The following is an 18,179-nucleotide window of genomic DNA, read 5'->3' on the forward strand; positions in this document are numbered from 1 at the left end:
TGTGCTTGGGTGAATTCACACAGGGAGAATCTGCATGCCTATCCAACCGACTGCTGCGCTGAACGCCCACCTGCCGGTGCCGGCGCTGGCCGCAGAAGGCGTTATCGGCCTTATTGCACCTGCCGGTCCCGCAGCGCTGGATACTGAAAAAGCCCACCAATGGATGCGCTCCAGGGGATACAGCCTACGGATCTTCCCGGGTGTCGGGTTGCAGGAGGGGTACCTGGCCGGTAGCGACGAAGCGCGCCTCAAGGATCTGCATGAGGCTTTCGCCGACACGGACATAGACGCCATTCTGTGCCTGCGTGGCGGCTACGGCAGCCCCCGCCTGCTGGACAAGATCGATTTCGATCTGTTGCGGCGCAATCCCAAGCCCTTTGTCGGCTACAGTGATATCACCGCCCTGCACCTGGCGATCAACCGTTATGCCGGCTTTGTGAGCTTTCACGGGCCGATGCTCAACGCCGACCTGCTGGGCGACAAGCAGGCGCCCACCGAGGCCTCCTTTTTCAATCTGCTTCGAGGCCAGGCCCGGGCTGGCAGCCTGCTGCCCCATCCCGTGGCCTTCCCCTTGACCACCATCGAGCCGGGTATTGCGCTGGGCTCCCTGCTGGGCGGGAACCTGTCGCTGATCGCCAGTACCCTGGGCACCCCGTATGAGATCAATACCGACGGCATCATCCTGTTTATCGAGGATGTCAATGAGCCGCTGTACCGCATAGATCGCCTGCTCAATCACCTGCGTCTGGCCGGCAAGCTGGAAAATCTGCGTGGGGTATTGGTGGGGGATGTGGCCGGTGTGGATTTTGCGGCGTTGTGCGCTTTGCTCAAGCAGACCTTCGAACCGCTGCGGATTCCGGTGCTGGCGGGATGGCGCAGTGGTCACTGCGACCCCAACCTGACCTTGCCCATGGGCGCGCTGGTCAGGCTGGATGCGGGAGCCAGGGAACTGACCCTGGCGCAGGATGTGGTCTTCAAGTAATCGCAGGGCCGGCGAGGGGAGTGTTTCCCCTGCGCCGGAGCGGGCCCTAACGATTGCGCAGGCTTTCCAGCAGCTTGTGGGTCGGATAGCCATCCGCGGGCCAGCCCAGTGCCTGTTGGGCATTGCGAATGGCCTTGCGGGTGTTGGCGCCGATGATGCCGTCGGGATTGCCGGCGTCATAGCTGTTGGCACTGAGCAGTGTCTGTAGCTCGATGCGCTCGGAGCGGCTCAGGGGCAGGTCCTCCTTGGGCCAGCTGCCGCTGATCTGGCCGGCTCCGCCGAAGCGTTCGGAGAGCAGGTTCACCGCCAGGGCATAGGACGAGGAGTTGTTGTATTTGAGCACTGCCCGGAAGTTGTCCAGGATCAGGAACGCCGGGCCGCGGTAACCCGCTGGCAAGAGCAGTGAGGCCGACAGGTGTTCCGAGCCGTAAGGCAGGGCCTTGCCATTGGCAGGAGTCATGCCCAGGCGCATCCATTCGCCCACGCTCTTGCGGGTGGAGGCGTCGGCCAGGGCGTAGTCGAAACCACTGTTGAGCTGTACTTCAAGACCCCAGGGCTGTCCCTGTTGCCAGCCGGAACTCTGCAGATAGTGCGCGGTGGAGGCCAGTGCATCGGCCGGGCTGTTCCAGATATCCCGGCGGCCATCGCCGTCGAAGTCCACGGCGTGGGTGTTGTAGGTGGTGGGAATGAACTGGGTCTGGCCCATGGCTCCGGCCCAGGAGCCGAGCATTTTCTCGGGCTGTATATCACCATGCTGGATGATCTGCAGCGCAGCGATCAATTGGCTGTTGGCAAACGCCGGGCGCCGACCTTCATAGGCCAGGGTGGCCAGGGAGCGAATGACCGATTTGTTGCCCTGGAAATCGCCGAAATTGCTTTCCATGCCCCACACCGCCACCAATGCCTGGCGGTCGACGCCGTAGCGCTGTTCGATCCGTTGCAGGATGTCGCTGTACTGCACCAGCAGCGCCTGGCCCTTGCGTACCCGGACCGGGGACAGCGCCCCCTCCAGGTATTCCCACACTGGGCGGCTGAACTCGGGCTGGCTGCGGTCGGCCTTGATCACGCTCATGTCCGGGGTCACACCGGCAAAGGCGCGATCAAATACTTCGGCACGGATACCGGCGCCCAAGGCTTCGGCGCGGAAGGCGTTCAACCATTGGTCAAAGGTCTGGGTGGGCTGGATATCCAGGTTGTCGACGGTCAGGGGCGCGACAGTGGCAGGTGCGGCAAGAGGGGCTGCCTGGAGGCTGGGCAGTGGCTGGGCGTCGGCGGCGGTGGGTTTTTCCGCGCAGGCGACTAGCAGAATAAGGCTGGAGGCGGCGATCAGTTGGCGCATGTGCCAACGACGGGAAAGACAAAAGGGCATGCACGGGTCCAGAGAGAATAACAATCAGGTGCAGACCTTATCATGCCGGCGGGGTTCTGGGCTTCAGGCAGCCAGAAAGTAAGAAGCCTCCCAGCTTTTAGACTGGAAGGCTTCGCGGCGGTAGCTGCCTTTGCCCTTGGCCGGGCGTTCCTGACGGCTGCGGAACAGTGGCTGGGCGACGATGGATTTGGCCTTGTTGGGGCCATGCTTGGATGGCTTGCTCATGCTCAATACTCACTTTGGGAGGGAGGTGTTGCGGCGCAGATCATCGGCCAGAGTCGGGCCGCTGTCCAGCATCATGGATGCAGAAAATTGTAAGCGTGACGGGGTGGCCGCTTTACTCGGCCGCAAGCGCCAGGCGCTGGCCGGCCATCAGCAGCGATAAGCGGCTCAGGCTGCTCCAGGGCGAGCCACTGGCCTGTCCCTTGATCTGCGCATCAATGCGCTGGGCATCGAGCAGCAGTTGGCCCCAGCGTTGTGCGGAGTAGCGCTGCAGGGCTTTGCTCATCAGGGGTTTGCGTTTGTCCCAGACGGGCGGGCGAGCCTGGCTGAAGACCTTGTCCAATGGCACGCCCTGGCTGAACTGCAGGGCCAGGTTGGCCAGCAGGCGCAGTTCCCGGGACAGTGCCCAGAGAATCACCGGTGGTTCCACGCCTTCGCCGCGCAAGCCTTCCAGCATGCGCAGGGCATGGGCCGCTTCACCATTGAGGATGGCGTCCACCAGGCCGAATACGTCGAAGCGGGCACTGTCGGCCACCGCCGCCTGGACCGTTTCGACGGTGATCTGGCCGCCCTCGGCCATCAGCTTGAGCTTCTCGATTTCCTGGGCGGCAGCCAGCAGGTTGCCTTCGACCCGGGCGGCGATCAATTCGACGGCATCCTGGCTGGCGGACAAGCCGGCCTGGGACAGGCGCTGGCGAATCCACTGCGGCAGCTGGTTGGCATCCACCGGCCAGATCTGTACGAACTGAGTCTGGGTACCCTCGACCAGCGCCTTGCCCCATTTGGTTTTCTGCGCGCTGCCATCGAGTTTGGGCAGGCTGATCAACAGCACTGTGTCTTCGGCAGGCCGCGAACAGTATTCGATCAGCGTTGCTGCGCCCTTGTCACCAGGCTTGCCCGAGGGCAGGCGCAATTCCAGCAGGCGTTTTTCGGCGAACAGCGACATGCTGGCGCCTGCTTGCAGCAGGGTGCCCCAGTCGAAACTGGCGTCGGCGCTGAATACCTGGCGCTCATCGAACCCCTGCTGGCGTACGGCAGAGCGAATGGCGTCGGCGGCTTCCTGGCAAAGCAGGGGATCATCGCCGCTGATCACGTAGATCGGCGCGAGAGTGCCTTGCAGGTGTTTGCCGAGTTGGGCAGGGGCGAGTTTCATAGGCGGGTGCCAGGGGGGCGCCGGAACGCCCCGCATGGCTTACTGGTTCGGCAGTTCCATAGGGGACTGTTGCGGTGTTTCCGCCTCAGCCTTGCGTGCGGCTTCCAGGGCGTCGGCTTCTGCCTTGGCCTTGGCTTCGGCGGTCGCCTGCAGTTGGGCAAGCTGGTCCGGGGTCAGCAATTGCAGACGAATCAGCATGCGCTGGATCAGGTCGCGACGCATTTCCTTGCGGGTCTCGGCAGACTCCTGGTCGGAGCCGGTGATGTTGTTGCCGTCGTGCAGGAAGACTTTCTGCACTTCCAGTTTGTCGCTGAGCAGATGCAGGTTGTCGTGTGTAAGGATCTCGTAGCTCAGAGTGGTGCCGATTTCGTACTCTGCGGAGGCGCCCCCCCCGGTATAACTGAGAGTGCGCTGAGAACTTTCCTCATTCAGCAGTACCAGCTTATAGGGTGCACCGGCATGGACCTGGACGCCGCTGGATTCCAGTTGCTGCTTGAGCATCTTGACGGTAGTGCCGTAGGCATCCCGGGCGCTCAGGTCGAGTTCTTTGACTGTCAGCTCGTTGGTGCCTGTGCCGCGCAGCTGGAAGCCACAGGCGCTCAGCAGCACGGCCAGGCCCATCACCAGCAGATTACGTTTGATCATGTATTGCTCCCCTTGAAACCAGATGGGCCAACCTTGTGGCCCTGGAGGTTTTATTCGGCGCCCGATCCCGGACCGGGCGCCTGATCCAATTAGCTGGCGACGATGTTGACCAGTTTGCCCGGCACCACGATGACCTTGCGAATCGTAAGACCTTCGGTGAAGCGCAGTACGTTCTCGTTGCTGCGAGCGGCCGCTTCGACTTCTTCACGGCTGGCGCTGGCTGGCATTTCGATCTGGCCACGCAGTTTGCCGTTGACCTGGATCACCAGTTGCAGGCTGTCCTGCACCAGCGCGCTTTCGTCCAATGCTGGCCAGCCGGCATCGATGATCGCGCCGCTTTGACCCAGTTGGCCCCACAGCTCATGGCTGATATGCGGAGTGATCGGGGCGAGCAACAGGGCTACGGTCTGCAAGCCTTCCTGCAGCAGTGCACGGTCCTGTTCGCTGCCTTGCGGCGCTTTTTCCAGGACGTTCATCAGAGTCATCACCTGGGCGATGGCGGTGTTGAATTTGTGATGCTGGCCTACGTCCTGGCTGGCCTGCTTGATGGCCAGGTGGATTGCACGGCGAATGGCTTTCTGCTCGTCGCTCAGGGTCGCTACATCCAGAGCCCCCGGCAGCCCCTGGCTGACGTGGGCCTGGGCCAGGCGCCAGACGCGCTTGAGGAAGCGGTGCGCACCTTCAACGCCGGAGTCGGACCATTCCAGGCTCATGTCGGGCGGCGAGGCGAACATCATGAACAGGCGGCAGGTATCGGCGCCGTATTGTTCGATCATCGATTGCGGGTCTACACCGTTGTTCTTCGACTTGGCCATCTTCTCGGTGCCACCGATCTCCACCGGCAGGCCGTCGGAGATGAGTTTGGCGCCAATGATCTTGGCCTTGCTGTCACGCTCCAGCTCGACATCCGCCGGGTTGTACCAGGTGTAGCTGCCATTGGCTTCGCGACGGTAGTAGGTCTCGGCAATCACCATGCCCTGGGTGAGCAGGTTCTTGAACGGCTCGTTGGAACTCACCAGGCCTTCGTCACGCATCAGCTTGTGGAAGAAGCGCGCGTAGAGCAGGTGCAGGATGGCGTGTTCGATACCGCCGATGTACTGATCCACCGGCAACCAGTGGTTGGCTGCGGCCGGATCTACCAGGCCGCCTTCAAAGTGCGGCGAGGCGTAACGGGCGTAGTACCACGAGGACTCGACGAAGGTGTCCATGGTGTCGGTTTCGCGCTTGGCAGGTGCTCCGCATTTCGGGCAGTTGCACTCGTAGAACTCGGGCATGCGGGCCAGTGGCGAACCGGCGCCATCGGGAACCACGTCTTCCGGCAATACCACCGGCAACTGCTCTTGCGGGACGGGTACATCGCCGCAGCTGTCGCAGTGGATGATCGGGATCGGGCAGCCCCAGTAGCGCTGGCGGCTGATGCCCCAGTCTCGCAGGCGGAACTGGGTGCGCGATTGGCCGAGGTTCTTCTTCAGCAGCGCCACTTCGATGGCATCGAACGCGCCAGGGAAGTCCAGGCCGTTGAACTCGCCGGAGTTGATCAGCTCGCCATGCTCGCCGTAAGCGTCCTGCCAGGGCGCCGGAGTTTCATCGCCAGCGCTGGTGCGTACCACGGCCTTGATCGGCAGGTTGTACTTGGTGGCGAACTCGAAGTCGCGCTCATCGTGGGCCGGTACCGCCATGACTGCGCCGTCGCCGTAGTGCATGAGCACGTAGTTGGCGACCCAGACCGGGAGTTTTTCACCGGTCAACGGGTGCTCGACGAACAGCGAAGTCGGCAGGCCTTTCTTTTCCTGGGTCGCCATGTCGGCTTCGGCGACGCTGCCACCCTTGCATTCGGCGATGAAGGCCTGCAGCTCGGGGTTGTCCTGTGCTGCCAGGGTGGCCAGCGGGTGCTCGGCTGCCACGGCAACGTAGGTCGCGCCCATCAGGGTGTCTGGACGGGTGGTGAAGACTTTCAGGGTCCCGGCTTCGCCGATGGAGGCCTGGTCGTAGGGAAATTGCACTTCCATGCCACGGGACTTGCCGATCCAGTTGCGTTGCATGGTCTTGACCTGCTCGGGCCAGCCCGGCAGTTCGTCGAGGCTCTCCAGCAGTTCATCCGCGTAGGCGGTGATCTTGAAGTAGTACATCGGAATTTCGCGCTTTTCGATCAGCGCGCCGGAACGCCAGCCGCGGCCGTCGATCACCTGTTCGTTGGCCAGCACGGTCTGGTCGATGGGGTCCCAGTTCACGGTACCGTTCTTGCGGTAGATCACGCCTTTTTCGAACAGGCGGGTGAACAGCCACTGTTCCCAGCGGTAGTAGTCCGGCTTGCAGGTGGTGACCTCGCGGGACCAGTCCACCGCCAGGCCCAGGCTGCGCAGCTGGGTCTTCATGTAGGCGATGTTTTCGTAGGTCCACTTGGCGGGAGCCACGTTGTTTTTCATCGCGGCGTTTTCCGCCGGCATGCCGAAGGCGTCCCAACCCATGGGTTGCAGAACGTTCTTGCCTTGCATGCGCTGGTAGCGGGAGATCACGTCGCCGATGGTGTAGTTGCGCACGTGCCCCATGTGTAGCTTGCCGCTGGGGTAAGGGAACATCGATAGGCAGTAGTAAGTTTCCTTGCCTGGCTGTTCACTGACTTCAAAGGACTTTTGCTCGTCCCAGAACGACTGGGCGGCGGCTTCGATTTCACGGGGCTGATAGTGTTCGTGCATGGCTACTTTTGTACTGAATAGGGGTGGCCTAATCCTCTTCAACGCAACTTCGGGTGGCGATGACGCCAAATGCGGCGTTTTTCAGTGCCCGATGGAGCTGGAAGTGGAGTTACAGGAAGCGCCGTAGCATACATGACCGCACTCTGCCGAGGGAAACCCTGATTGCTCGGGCGGGCCGTTGGTCGCGGCGGCGCGTCGCTTTCGGCTGTCCGACTAAGCTCAAAAAGGGGAGTGAGTCTTATCTTCGATGAGGTGAACGGATGCTTGAATCGCAGCGAAAAGCAACAGAACCGGAGGTGTATGAAAGGCTCCTCAATCGACTGGCTCTGGCCCTGGATGCGGCAAAAACGGCGGATCGACTGCGCAATGAGCGGCCTATCGAGCTGGAGCTGCGGGGTTTGAGCCGGGCGGAGTTTGAATTGATCAGGGCCTATCTGGCCCGCCATCAACGTGAAATGCAGATCAATCCAATGGGCAGTCTGCAACACCAGGAGGTGCCTCGTTCGGCCAAGATCATTTGGCTGAAGGATCAGGCGCCCGTCAAGGCATCGGTGAAAGTCCGATCTCAGCAGTTCAAGTAGGTCCCAGGGCCCCTTGTCGGGTCGAGCGAGGTCGCGGCCGAGGACCTCGGGAGCAAAAATACCAGGCATTGGTTGTTGCCGGACAGGTATCCCCTTTAGGCTTCGGGCATCTTGTTGGAGATGCTCGATGCCTTTTCGCTATTTCATCAAACAGTTGCTGCTGCCGCCCGGCATTCTATTGCTGTTGCTGCTGCTTGCCTGGGGCTTGCGCCGTTCCCGGCCACGGCTGGCAGGTTGGTGTTTTGCCTTGGGGCTGGGCGGTTTCTGGCTGATGAGCCTGCCGGTCATGGTGGAGTGGGGCGCGCGCAGCCTGGAGCGCCTGCCGCCCTTGCCGCAAAGCCAATGGGCGAGCCTGGCCGAGCAGGCGGATGTGATTGTGGTGCTGGGTTCGGGGCGAGAGCGGGGCGATCCGGCGTGGGGCTCCGACCAGCCCACCGGCGTGGGCCTGGAGCGCGAACGCTATGCCGCGCGCCTGGCCAAGGTCTCCGGGCTGCCGGTGCTGACCAGTGGCGGCCTGCATTACGGTACGCCGCCCACCGAGGCTGCGTTGATGGCGCAATCCCTGCTCGATGACTTTGGCGTGACGGTGCGCTGGCAGGAAGGCCGCAGCCGCACTACCTGGGAGAACGCGCAGTTCAGCGCCGAGGTCCTGCTGCCATTGGGGATCAAGCGTGTGGTGGTGGTGACCCAGGCCTGGCACATGCCCCGCTCGGTGTGGAGTTTCGAGCACGCCGGGTTTGAAGTGGTGCCTGCACCCGTGGGGTTCCTGGGAGTGGATAACGCCCGTCCGCTGGGAGGCTGGATGCCTGAGTTCAAGTCGATCTGGCAGAGTGGCCAGTTGCTCAATGAGGCAGTGGGCCAATTGGGCTACCGGTTGTTCTATCGCTGATGGCAATCCGGCTCCCTCGGGAGCCGGATTGCCAGCGAGGGCCCTCAAACGGTCTTGGCAATACGGCTGGCCAGCAAGGCCCAGCCAAACAGCAGGGCGCAGAGCACCACCAGCGGCCAGGAGCGCCATTGCAGATACGGCGTCAGGTTGTGCATGGGCACGACCTCGCCGTACAGAATGCCGCGTTCGAACTGGGGAATCTGTACCGTGATCCTGCCGAACGGATCGATCAGCCCGGTGACGCCGTTGTTGGTCGCGCGAATCATCCAGCGCCCGGCTTCCAGGGCGCGCATCTGCGCCATCTGCAAGTGTTGCAGGGGGCCGATGGAAGTGCCGAACCAGGTGTCATTGCTGATGGTCAGCAGCAGGTCGCTACGGGCCGAAAGGCTGGCGGCGAATTCGGGGTAGACCACTTCGTAGCAGATGAACGGCGCTATCTGATAGCCCTTGGCCTGCAGCAGAGGCTGGTCGGCCGGGCCGCGGGCGAAGTCCGACATCGGCAGGTTGAAGAAGTCGATCAGGCCGCGCAGCACTTCCTGCAGGGGCACGTACTCGCCAAAAGGCACCAGCTTCTGCTTGAGGTAGGTGCCGTCCCCTTCGCCGGTCACGGTGATGCCGTTGAAGTAGCGTTTTTCATGGCGTACCAGTTGGCGCACCGGAACGCCGGTAATCAGCGCGGAATGACGGTCGGCGGCAAAGTTGCCCATCATCGTCAGGTAGCCTTCGGCCGACTCCTTGAGCACCGGTACTGCGGTTTCCGGCCAGACCAGCAGGTCTACGCGCTTGCTGCGAAAACTCATGTCGCGATACAGCGCCAGCTGGGCGTTGAGCTCGGCCGGGTCCCACTTCATGCTCTGTTCGATATTGCCCTGGATGGCGGCGACCGATAGCGGCTCTCCGGCGGGGCTGGTCCAGGCATGGCCTTTCAGGGCCAGGCCCACGACCCAGGGGGCTGCCAACAGGAGCACGCCCGCAACGATGAAGGCTTTGCGCCCGGCCTTGATCAGTCGCGGCAGGTTGTAGAGCAGCGCTGCGGTGAGGGCCAGGGAGAAGGAGATCAGCCAGATGCCGCCCAGCGGCGCAAGCCCGGCCAGTGGGCCGTCAAGCTGGCTGTAGCCGGAATACAGCCAGGGAAAACCGGTGAGGAACCAGCCGCGAAAGGCTTCCTGGCCCAGCCACAGGGCCGCGAATGCCAGGGCGTCCGCCAGCGGCGCTTCATTGCGTCGCAACCAGCGGGCCCAGAGCCAGGCAGGCAGTGCGAAAAACCAGGCGATGGCGGCGATGAAGGCCAGCATCAGCAGGCCGGCAAGCAGGGCCGAGGCGCCGCCATAGGTGTGAATGCTGACGTAGATCCAGCTGGTGCCGGCCCCGAACAGGCCGAAGCCGAAGCACCAGCCGCGGCCCAGGGCCTGGCGCGGTGTCAGCTCGCGCAGCCCGGCATAGAACAGGCCGACTGCCAGCAGCGCCAGAGGCCAGATGTTGTAGGGGGCCAGGGCCAGGGTGGTGATGGCGCCGGCGATCACGGCCAGCAGGTTGCCGGGCCAGCCGGGGCGGGTTGAGCGCTGCAAGAGGCGTTTCATCAGCTCTTTCCTGTGTCGTACCGGGCGAGGCACGAGGAGAATGGTTGGGTTGTTTCAGATGAGCGTCGAGTCACGCAGCGCTGCTCGGCCGATGCGTCCCCGCACTGTATCGCCTGAGGCCGGGCAAGTGGCCTCAAGACGATATCGCGGTGCGGGGGAGGGCAGATGACCCGTTTCCTCAGCGGGAAATGGGGGTCAGGCGCAGCAGATGAATCCGCCGGCTGTCGGCGTTGAGCACGCGGAAGCGATAGGCGCCGATTTCAGTGATTTCGTTGCGTTTTGGCAAGTGGCCGAACGCACTCATGACCAGGCCGCCTACGGTGTCGAATTCGTCGTCGGAAAAGTCGCTGTCGAAAAACTCGTTGAAGTTCTCGATGGGCGTCAGCGCCTTGATCAGGAAGTCGCCGCTGGGCAGTGGCTTGATGTAGCTGTCTTCCTCGACGTCATGCTCGTCCTCGATGTCGCCGACGATCTGTTCCAGCACGTCTTCGATGGTCACCAGGCCTGCCACGCCGCCGTACTCGTCGATGACGATGGCCATGTGGTTGTGGTTGGCGCGGAACTCGCGCAGCAGCACGTTCAGGCGCTTGGACTCGGGGACGAAGGTCGCCGGGCGCAGCAGGTCCTTGATGTTGAAGCTGTCACCGTTTTCCTTGAGGATCAGCGGCAGCAGGTCCTTGGCCAGCAGGACGCCCATCACGTCGTCATGGCTTTCGCCGATCACCGGGTAGCGCGAGTGCGCCGAATCGATGACTGCGGGCAGGAACTCCCGAGGGGTCTGGGTCGCCTTGATGCTGATCATTTGCGAGCGCGGAACCATGATGTCCCGGACTTGCAGGTCAGCGACCTGGATGGCGCCTTCGACGATGGCCAGCGCTTCGCTGTCCAGCAACTTGTTCTGATGGGCTTCGCGCAGCAGCTCCAGCAGCTCCTGGCGGTTTTTCGGCTCATGGGCAAAAGCCTGGGTCAGTTTGCCCAGCCATGACTTTTGCCCGTTGCTCGATCGATCTTCGCTCATAGCGATTGCTCTGAATCCTTGGTTGTTACAGGGGGTTGTTGATCAGCTTTCGTCGTCTGCATAAGGGTCCGGATGACCCAGTTCTGCAAGCAACGTTCGTTCCAGCGCTTCCATTTCTTCGGCTTCGTCGTCATCTATATGGTCGTAGCCCAACAGATGCAAGCAGCCGTGAATCACCAGATGGGCCCAGTGGGCCTGAAGTTCCTTGCCTTGTTCAGCCGCTTCGCGCTCGACCACCGCAATGCAGATCACCAGGTCCCCCAGCAATGGGATATCCAGCAGCTCATCCGGTACATCGGCAGGAAATGACAGCACATTGGTGGCGTAATCCTTATGACGCCAGGTGTGGTTCAGCTCACGCCCTTCTGCTTCGTCCACCAGGCGGATGGTCAGTTCCGAATCGGCGGTGCGCTGGCGCAGGGCCAGCTCGCACCACTGGCGGAACTGTTCATCGCTGGGGGCCGGCTGTTGGCTGGCGCGCTGCAGGTCAAGCTCAAGCATCGTGGCGGTTGCCTCGGTCTGCGGCAGCCTTGGCGGCCTCGTCGGCAGCGTGCAGTTCGAAGCGCTCGTAGGCTTCGACGATGCGTTGCACCAGCGGATGGCGCACCACGTCCTTGGGCATGAAGTGAGTGAAGCTGATACCAGGCACATCCTTGAGTACGTTGATCACATGGGCCAGGCCGGACTTGGTGCCCTTGGGCAGGTCGACCTGGGTGATGTCGCCGGTGATCACCGCAGTGGAGCCGAAACCGATCCGTGTCAGGAACATCTTCATCTGTTCCACCGTGGTGTTCTGGCTCTCATCGAGGATGATGAAGCTGTTGTTCAAGGTGCGGCCGCGCATGTAGGCCAGGGGCGCGATCTCGATGACCTGGCGTTCGATGAGCTTGGCCACGTGTTCGAAGCCGAGCATTTCATACAGGGCGTCGTACAGCGGGCGCAGGTAGGGGTCGATCTTCTGGGCCAGGTCGCCGGGCAGGAAACCGAGCTTTTCGCCGGCTTCTACCGCCGGGCGCACCAGCAGGATGCGTCGCACCTGCTCGCGTTCCAGGGCGTCCACGGCGCAGGCCACGGCCAGGTAGGTCTTGCCGGTACCGGCCGGGCCAATGCCGAAGTTGATGTCGTTGCCGAGGATCTCTTTGACGTAGCGCTGCTGATTCAGGCCGCGGGGGCGAATCATGCCTTTCTTGGTGCGCAGGGCCACGGCGGCATCGGCTACCGAAGGGTTGTCCAGCTCTTGCACGGCAGACTCCTGCAAGAACAGGTGGACCAGGTCCGGCGACAGCTCGGTGCCCTTGGTTTCCCGGTAGAGACGGCGCAGAAGGTTTTCCGCGGAGGTGGTTTGCTTGGGTTCGCCGATCAGTTCGAACTGATTGCCGCGGTTGCGGATCTCGATCGTCAGGCGCTGTTCGATCAAGCGCAGATGCTCGTCGAATTGCCCGCACAGATTGGCGAAGCGGCGAGCCTCGAAGGGCTCGAGGATGAAACGATGAGGTTCTATGGGTGCGTTCAAGGTCGTTTTTAGCCGCCCAACGGCAATTAAGATGAATTCAAGGATAACGCCAGCAGCCTGGGTGCGAAAGCTCTTATGCGGAGCAAGGGCTGCTGGGGCTTTTCCCTGCCAGGTTATTGCAGCAGGGAGCCGCGCAGCGAGTGAGGCTGCGCCGAGTCGATGTGCACGTCGGCGAACTGGCCGATCAGCGTGGGATTGTCACAGCGGAAGTTGACGATGCGGTTGTTCTCGGTCCGTCCCTGCAGTTCGCCCGGGTCTTTCTTCGAGTAGTCGGTCACCAGGATGCGCTGGGTAGAGCCGACCATTTGTCGGCTGATTTCAAAACCTTGCTGGTTGAGGCGGTGCTGCAAGGCGTTGAGCCGTTCCTTTTTCACCGCCTCCGGTGTTTCGTCGGCCAGGTCGGCGGCCGGTGTTCCCGGCCGTTGGCTGTAGACGAAGGAGTAGGAGAAGTCGAAACCGACGTCTTCGATCAGTTTCATGGTCTGCTGGAAATCCTTCTCCGTCTCGCCTGGGAAGCCGACGATAAAGTCCGAACTGATGCAGATTCCCGGAACAGCCGCCCTGAGCTTGCGCAGCTTGGACTTGTACTCCAGGGCGGTGTGATTGCGCTTCATGGCCGCGAGGATCCGGTCCGAGCCGGATTGCACCGGCAGGTGCAGGTGCTTCACCAGTTCTGGTACTTCGGCATGCGCCTGGATCAGGCTGTCGGAGAACTCCAGCGGATGTGAGGTGGTGTAGCGGATTCGCTCGATGCCATCGATCGCGGCAACCACACGAATCAATTCGGCCAGGTCGGCCATGCGCCCGTCGTGGGTTTGGCCGCGATAGCCGTTGACGTTCTGGCCCAGCAGGGTCACCTCGCGGACGCCGTTTTCCGCCAGGTGGATGATCTCGGCGATCACATCGTCGAAGGGCCGGCTGACTTCTTCGCCGCGGGTGTAGGGCACGACGCAGAAGGTGCAGTACTTGCTGCAGCCTTCCATCACCGAGACATAGGCGCTGGGGCCATCGATCCGGGGCTCGGGCAGGTGGTCGAACTTTTCGATTTCCGGGAACGAGACGTCGACCTGCGGCAATTTGGTGATGCGCGCGACGTCGATCATTTCCGGCAGGCGGTGCAGGGTCTGCGGGCCGAAGACCACGTCCACATAGGGTGCGCGGTCGCGGATGGCCGCGCCCTCCTGGCTGGCCACGCAACCGCCTACGGCGATCACCATGTCCGGATTGGCCAGCTTGAGCTCACGCCAGCGCCCGAGCTGGGAGTACACCCGGTCCTGGGCGCGTTCGCGAATGGAGCAGGTGTTGAGCAGGATGACGTCCGCATCTTCGGCGCGTGCGGTGACTTCCAGGGCCTGATGTTCGCCCAGCAGGTCCACCATGCGCGAGCTGTCGTACTCGTTCATCTGGCAACCGTGGGTTTCGATGTAAAGCTTCTTGGCCATGGACGGGATCATCACGTGATTCAAAGAACCACGCATTATAGGGGCCATGCCCACAGGTTCCTAGGGTTGTGCATCGGGTAGCTATGCTATAGTTCGCGCCCTATTTTTGTCCCCCGATGTGTTACCCGCCCGCCATGACCAAACGTGAAGCTCCAATCTACAAGGTGATTTTCCTCAACCAGGGCCAGGTGTTCGAAATGTACGCCAAGCAGATCTATCAGAGTGATCTGTGGGGTTTCCTGGAAGTGGAAGAGTTCGTCTTTGGCGAGCGCACGCAAGTGGTCGTTGACCCGAGCGAGGAGAAGCTCAAGGCCCAGTTCGAAGGTGTAGTGCGCAGCTTTGTGCCGATGCATTCGATCGTGCGCATCGATGAAGTCGAGCGCCTGGGTACGCCGAAGATCAGCGAGGCCCGCGGGGTGAGCAACGTCATGCCGTTCCCGATGCCGATGCCGGAAAAATAAGCCTGGCCGACTCCGTCTTTCCGGGAGGGCGGTTGTCTGTGTGGAAGCCGGCTCACCGGCGACTGAGGCGCAAATGCCTACGGCAGGGGCGAGAAGGGTGAACGCCCATCGGCGCTCTGCAGTTCCATCAGGTATTTGCGGAAAATCTGTCCCAGCACCTGGGTCGCAACCTCCAGTTCGTCGCGCTGCATGTGCTCGGCGACTTCGTCGGCGGTGTCCAGGGCGTCTTCGGCGCCATTGACCGCAGCCATCTTCAGCACGATGTAAGCCTGCACGTTATTGGCCGGCACGCCTTCACCGTGGAAGAACATGGTGCCCAGCTTGAATTGCGCCTGGGCATGGCCTTGCAAGGAGGCCTTTTCGAAGTAGCTCAGGGCTTGATTGAAATCTTGCGGCGCACCTTTGCCCTCGTAGTAGAACTCGCCCAACTCGTATTGCGCCTCGGCATCCCCCTCGTCGGCGGCCTTCTGGCAGGCGGTGAGGGCCTCGGCCTGGTCCTGAGCCTGGGGATCGAGGGTGCAGCGACCCAGCGCCGGGATCAACAACGAGTTGCCACCTGCTTGTGCATGCGCGAGCAGGGGCTGAAGGAGCAACAGGCAGCCCAGTGTCAGGGCGCGGCCGGTGCGGTTCATGGGAATCGACTTACCTCTGAGGGGCGCGGGGCCCAGCGTGGGGCCCAATAAGCGCGCATTATGAAATAAGCAGGGCCCACCTTACAAAGTCTTTACTCGTTTTTCTGCTGCGTGGGCGCTATATCCCAAGGATTCATCAGCATTTGCAGGTTTCACTGCAGAAAATTCAAGTAAAGACTACAACGGGCGTGATGTTTCACACGCCCGCCGTCCAGCGCTTACTTCAGGGCGGCGAATGCCCGCTCTGCCGCATCCAGCGTCAGCTGCAACTCGGCCTCGCCGTGGGCGATGGAGGTGAAGCCCGCTTCGAAGGCACTCGGCGCCAGGTACACGCCGCCTTCCAGCATCAGGTGGAAGAAGCGCTTGAACAGGTTGGCGTCGCTGGCCATCACATCGTCGAAGGTGACGATGTCATCGGCACCGCTGAAGTACAGGCCGAACATGCCGCCAGCCTGGGTGGTGACGAACGGAATGCCTGCTGCATCGGTGCGTTGTTGCAGGCCTTCGAGCAGACGGCTGGTGTAGTCGCTCAGTTCGGCGTGGAAGCCCGGGCGGCTGATCAGGCGCAGAGTGGTGAGGCCTGCGGCCATGGCCAGCGGGTTGCCGGACAGGGTGCCGGCCTGGTAGACCGGGCCCAGGGGCGCGATGTGCTCCATGATCTTGCGCTTGCCGCCGAAGCAGCCTACCGGCATGCCGCCGCCGATGATCTTGCCGAAGGTCGACAGGTCGGGTGTCACGCCGTAATGGGCCTGAGCGCCACCGAGGGCAACACGGAAACCGGTCATCACTTCGTCGAAGATCAGCACTACGCCGTGCTGATCGCAGAGGCGACGCAGGCCTTCGAGGAAACCCGGTGCCGGGGGTACGCAGTTCATGTTGCCGGCCACTGGTTCAACGATGATGCAGGCCACTTCCTGGCCTACTTCGGCGAGCATTTTTTCCACCGCCGCAATGTCGTTGAAGGGCAGGGTCAGGGTGTGCTTGGCGAAAGCCGCGGGCACACCGGCGGAGCTCGGCACGCCTTGGGTCAGGGCGCCGGAGCCAGCCTTCACCAGCAGGCTGTCGGAGTGGCCGTGGTAGCAGCCTTCGAACTTGATGATGCTGTCCCGGCCGGTGAAGCCCCGGGCCAGGCGAATGGCACTCATGGTGGCTTCGGTGCCCGAACTGACCATGCGCACCATTTCCATGGACGGCACGATGGAGCACACCAGGTCGGCCATTTCGGTTTCCATGGCGGTCGGTGCGCCGTAGGACAGGCCGTGTTCCAATTGCTTGCGCACGGCGTCCAGGACATCAGGGTGGCTGTGGCCAAGAATCATCGGGCCCCAGGAGCCAACGTAGTCGACATAGCGCTTGTCGTCTTCGTCGGTGACGTAGGCACCTTCTGCGTGTTTGAAGAACAGCGGGGTGCCGCCCACGCTCTTGAAGGCGCGGACAGGCGAATTGACGCCACCCGGGATGTGTTTCTGGGCGTTGGCAAACAGGGTTTCGGAACGAGACATGATCGGGCTCTCAAAAATCAGCTGTTGAATAGGGCGTTGAAGGCGCGGGCGCGGCGGGTCACTTCTTCGGCGCTCTCGGCGCCGAACAGGCCCTGGACCACCGCCAGCAGGTCGGCGCCGTGGTTCACCAGTGGCGCGGCGTTGTCCAGGGTGATGCCGCCGATCACGCAGATCGGCAGGTGCAGGCTGGCCCGGGCCTGGTCCAGCAGCTCCAGGCTGGCCGCAGGCGCGCCGGGCTTGGTGGTGGAATTGAAGAAACGGCCGAAGGCGACATAGCTGGCGCCTTCCTTGGCGGCTTGCTCGGCCAGTGGCAACTGGCTGTGGCAGGTGGCACCGATGATCGCCTGGCGGCCCAGCAAGGCTCGGGCCGGGGTCAATGGGCCATCAGTCTGGCCCAGGTGCACGCCAGCACCGATACGCGCCGCCAGCTCGGCATCATCGTTGATGATCAAACGGGTCTTGTAGCGCTCGCACAAGGCCAGCAGGGTTTCGGCTTCCCGCAGTCGGCGGGCCTGGTCGTCGCTTTTGTCGCGGTACTGCAACAGCGTGACACCGCCTTCCAGCGCCGCCTCCACGTACTTCAGAAACTTGCCGGCCAACAGTTGGCTGTCGGTGATGGCGTACAGACCACGTAGTTTCATTGAGCAGGCCTCATGACATTACGAGCAGAAATCCAGCGGCAAGCGGCGCGGAACGAACTGGCCACGGCCAAGCTGTTCGGCATCGCGCAGGGTGCGCCAGGTGTAATCCAGGGCGGACTTCACCGCACTGGCCAGGTGTTCACCTTGGGCCAGGCGGCCGGCCAGTGCGCTGGCCAGGGTGCAGCCGGAGCCGTGGTAGCTGCCCGGCAAGCGCTGGCAGGTATAGGTTTTGCGCAGGCCGTCACGGCTGTACAGGCGATTGTGGACTTCGTGTTCATCGCCGTGGCCGCCGGTGATCAGCAAATGCTTGACGAAGGACAGAAGTTTTTCGGCGCATTGGTCGGCGCTGCCTTCAGGCAGTTCCGCGAGAATTCGGGCTTCGGGAAGGTTGGGGGTGGCAATGGTTGCCAGGGGCAGGAGGCGCTCGCGCATGGCGTAGCCGACTTCATCCTTGCCCAGCCGGCCACCGCCGCCGGCGCGCAACACCGGATCGCAGACCACTGGCAGGTGCGGGTGGGCCTGGAGCAGTTCGACCACGGTGTCGACCATCTCCAGGGAACCGAGCATGCCCAGCTTGACCGCCGCTACCGTGGAGTCGTTGAGCACGGCATTGGCCTGGGCCAATACCCACTCGCGATCCAGGACGCGGAAGTCGCTGACATTGACTGTGTCCTGCACGGTCAACGCGGTGACAGCCGGAGCGGCATGACAACCCTGAGCCAGCAGGGCTTCGATATCTGCCTGCAGGCCGGCGCCACCACTGGGGTCGTGGCCGGAGAGACAGAGGACAACGGGGCGAGAGCTGTAGATATTCATGGGCGGCGAGCTTACCACCAAACGTTTTTTTTCGCGG

Annotated in this window: 18 protein-coding genes; 4 read left to right on the forward strand and 14 right to left on the reverse strand. The window is 62.5% G+C overall.

All coding sequences use genetic code 11. The annotated features are described in order from the left end of the window. Positions 1–34 precede the first annotated feature (34 nt). Positions 35–982, forward strand: a complete 948-nt coding sequence (locus tag F6S12_RS01640; RefSeq protein ID WP_011063662.1) for an LD-carboxypeptidase — start codon at positions 35–37, stop codon at positions 980–982. A gap of 46 nt (positions 983–1,028) precedes the next feature. Here the strand turns inward: F6S12_RS01640 and F6S12_RS01645 are convergent, their stop codons facing one another. The 5 genes from F6S12_RS01645 to leuS all read right to left on the reverse strand — a co-directional run bounded on the left by F6S12_RS01645 (position 1,029) and on the right by leuS (position 7,067). Then, the gene (locus F6S12_RS01645) at positions 1,029–2,351 is read right to left on the reverse strand and encodes a lytic murein transglycosylase (protein ID WP_152686473.1); all 1,323 of its coding nucleotides are present in this window, start codon (positions 2,349–2,351) and stop codon (positions 1,029–1,031) included. A gap of 63 nt (positions 2,352–2,414) precedes the next feature. Continuing rightward, positions 2,415–2,576, reverse strand: coding sequence for an alternative ribosome rescue factor ArfA (arfA, locus tag F6S12_RS01650; RefSeq protein ID WP_015637164.1), 162 nt, complete (start codon positions 2,574–2,576; stop codon positions 2,415–2,417). 112 nt (positions 2,577–2,688) lie between these two features. Beyond that, entirely contained in the window at positions 2,689–3,726 is a 1,038-nt protein-coding gene (holA, locus tag F6S12_RS01655; protein WP_315868678.1) for a DNA polymerase III subunit delta, read from the reverse strand. Between the two features lie 39 nt (positions 3,727–3,765). Continuing rightward, positions 3,766–4,371, reverse strand: a complete 606-nt coding sequence (gene lptE / locus F6S12_RS01660) for an LPS assembly lipoprotein LptE (RefSeq protein ID WP_125062966.1) — start codon at positions 4,369–4,371, stop codon at positions 3,766–3,768. Between the two features lie 89 nt (positions 4,372–4,460). Further along, the gene (gene leuS / locus F6S12_RS01665; RefSeq protein ID WP_152686472.1) at positions 4,461–7,067 is read right to left on the reverse strand and encodes a leucine--tRNA ligase; all 2,607 of its coding nucleotides are present in this window, start codon (positions 7,065–7,067) and stop codon (positions 4,461–4,463) included. Positions 7,068–7,327: 260 nt separating this feature from the next. Between leuS and F6S12_RS01670 the strand changes: the two genes are divergently transcribed. Together F6S12_RS01670 and F6S12_RS01675 are read left to right on the forward strand one after the other, a co-directional pair. Then, positions 7,328–7,648 carry a hypothetical protein gene (locus F6S12_RS01670; protein ID WP_011063656.1) on the forward strand — a complete coding sequence of 107 codons (321 nt, stop codon included), beginning with the start codon at positions 7,328–7,330 and terminating at the stop codon, positions 7,646–7,648. 127 nt (positions 7,649–7,775) lie between these two features. Beyond that, positions 7,776–8,537 (forward strand): YdcF family protein, encoded by a 762-nt coding sequence (locus F6S12_RS01675; protein WP_161466703.1) that lies wholly within the window; start codon positions 7,776–7,778, stop codon positions 8,535–8,537. Positions 8,538–8,581: 44 nt separating this feature from the next. On the opposite strand, the gene lnt is transcribed toward F6S12_RS01675, so the two are convergent. The 5 genes from lnt to miaB all read right to left on the reverse strand — a co-directional run bounded on the left by lnt (position 8,582) and on the right by miaB (position 14,090). Then, the gene (lnt, locus tag F6S12_RS01680; protein ID WP_125062975.1) at positions 8,582–10,105 is read right to left on the reverse strand and encodes an apolipoprotein N-acyltransferase; all 1,524 of its coding nucleotides are present in this window, start codon (positions 10,103–10,105) and stop codon (positions 8,582–8,584) included. 190 nt (positions 10,106–10,295) lie between these two features. Next, complete coding sequence (locus F6S12_RS01685) at positions 10,296–11,135, reverse strand: HlyC/CorC family transporter (RefSeq protein ID WP_011063653.1); 840 nt, start codon at positions 11,133–11,135, stop codon at positions 10,296–10,298. Positions 11,136–11,177: 42 nt separating this feature from the next. Then, on the reverse strand, positions 11,178–11,636 hold the full coding sequence (gene ybeY / locus F6S12_RS01690; protein ID WP_011063652.1) for an rRNA maturation RNase YbeY: 459 nt from the start codon (positions 11,634–11,636) through the stop codon (positions 11,178–11,180). After that, positions 11,629–12,648, reverse strand: a complete 1,020-nt coding sequence (locus F6S12_RS01695; RefSeq protein ID WP_011063651.1) for a PhoH family protein — start codon at positions 12,646–12,648, stop codon at positions 11,629–11,631. Before F6S12_RS01695 ends, ybeY begins: the two co-directional genes overlap by 8 nt. A gap of 113 nt (positions 12,649–12,761) precedes the next feature. Next, on the reverse strand, positions 12,762–14,090 hold the full coding sequence (gene miaB / locus F6S12_RS01700) for a tRNA (N6-isopentenyl adenosine(37)-C2)-methylthiotransferase MiaB (RefSeq protein WP_161466733.1): 1,329 nt from the start codon (positions 14,088–14,090) through the stop codon (positions 12,762–12,764). 134 nt (positions 14,091–14,224) lie between these two features. Here miaB and F6S12_RS01705 point away from each other — a divergent pair, with 134 nt between their 5' ends. After that, positions 14,225–14,551, forward strand: a complete 327-nt coding sequence (locus F6S12_RS01705; RefSeq protein ID WP_007927079.1) for a DUF1820 family protein — start codon at positions 14,225–14,227, stop codon at positions 14,549–14,551. Positions 14,552–14,628: 77 nt separating this feature from the next. Here F6S12_RS01705 and F6S12_RS01710 read toward each other — a convergent pair whose 3' ends face one another. From F6S12_RS01710 to F6S12_RS01725, 4 genes are all read right to left on the reverse strand, one after another. Further along, the gene (locus F6S12_RS01710; protein WP_011063648.1) at positions 14,629–15,183 is read right to left on the reverse strand and encodes a tetratricopeptide repeat protein; all 555 of its coding nucleotides are present in this window, start codon (positions 15,181–15,183) and stop codon (positions 14,629–14,631) included. A 218-nt stretch (positions 15,184–15,401) separates the two neighbouring features. Further along, the gene (hemL, locus tag F6S12_RS01715; protein ID WP_315868679.1) at positions 15,402–16,685 is read right to left on the reverse strand and encodes a glutamate-1-semialdehyde 2,1-aminomutase; all 1,284 of its coding nucleotides are present in this window, start codon (positions 16,683–16,685) and stop codon (positions 15,402–15,404) included. Between the two features lie 17 nt (positions 16,686–16,702). Then, complete coding sequence (gene thiE / locus F6S12_RS01720; RefSeq protein ID WP_161466704.1) at positions 16,703–17,326, reverse strand: thiamine phosphate synthase; 624 nt, start codon at positions 17,324–17,326, stop codon at positions 16,703–16,705. 18 nt (positions 17,327–17,344) lie between these two features. Next, positions 17,345–18,142, reverse strand: a complete 798-nt coding sequence (locus tag F6S12_RS01725) for a hydroxymethylpyrimidine/phosphomethylpyrimidine kinase (RefSeq protein ID WP_161466705.1) — start codon at positions 18,140–18,142, stop codon at positions 17,345–17,347. Between the last annotated feature and the right edge of the window lie 37 nt (positions 18,143–18,179).

The sequence above is a fragment of the Pseudomonas sp. JV245A genome (genome assembly GCF_032424515.1).
GTDB lineage: Bacteria > Pseudomonadota > Gammaproteobacteria > Pseudomonadales > Pseudomonadaceae > Aquipseudomonas > Aquipseudomonas protegens.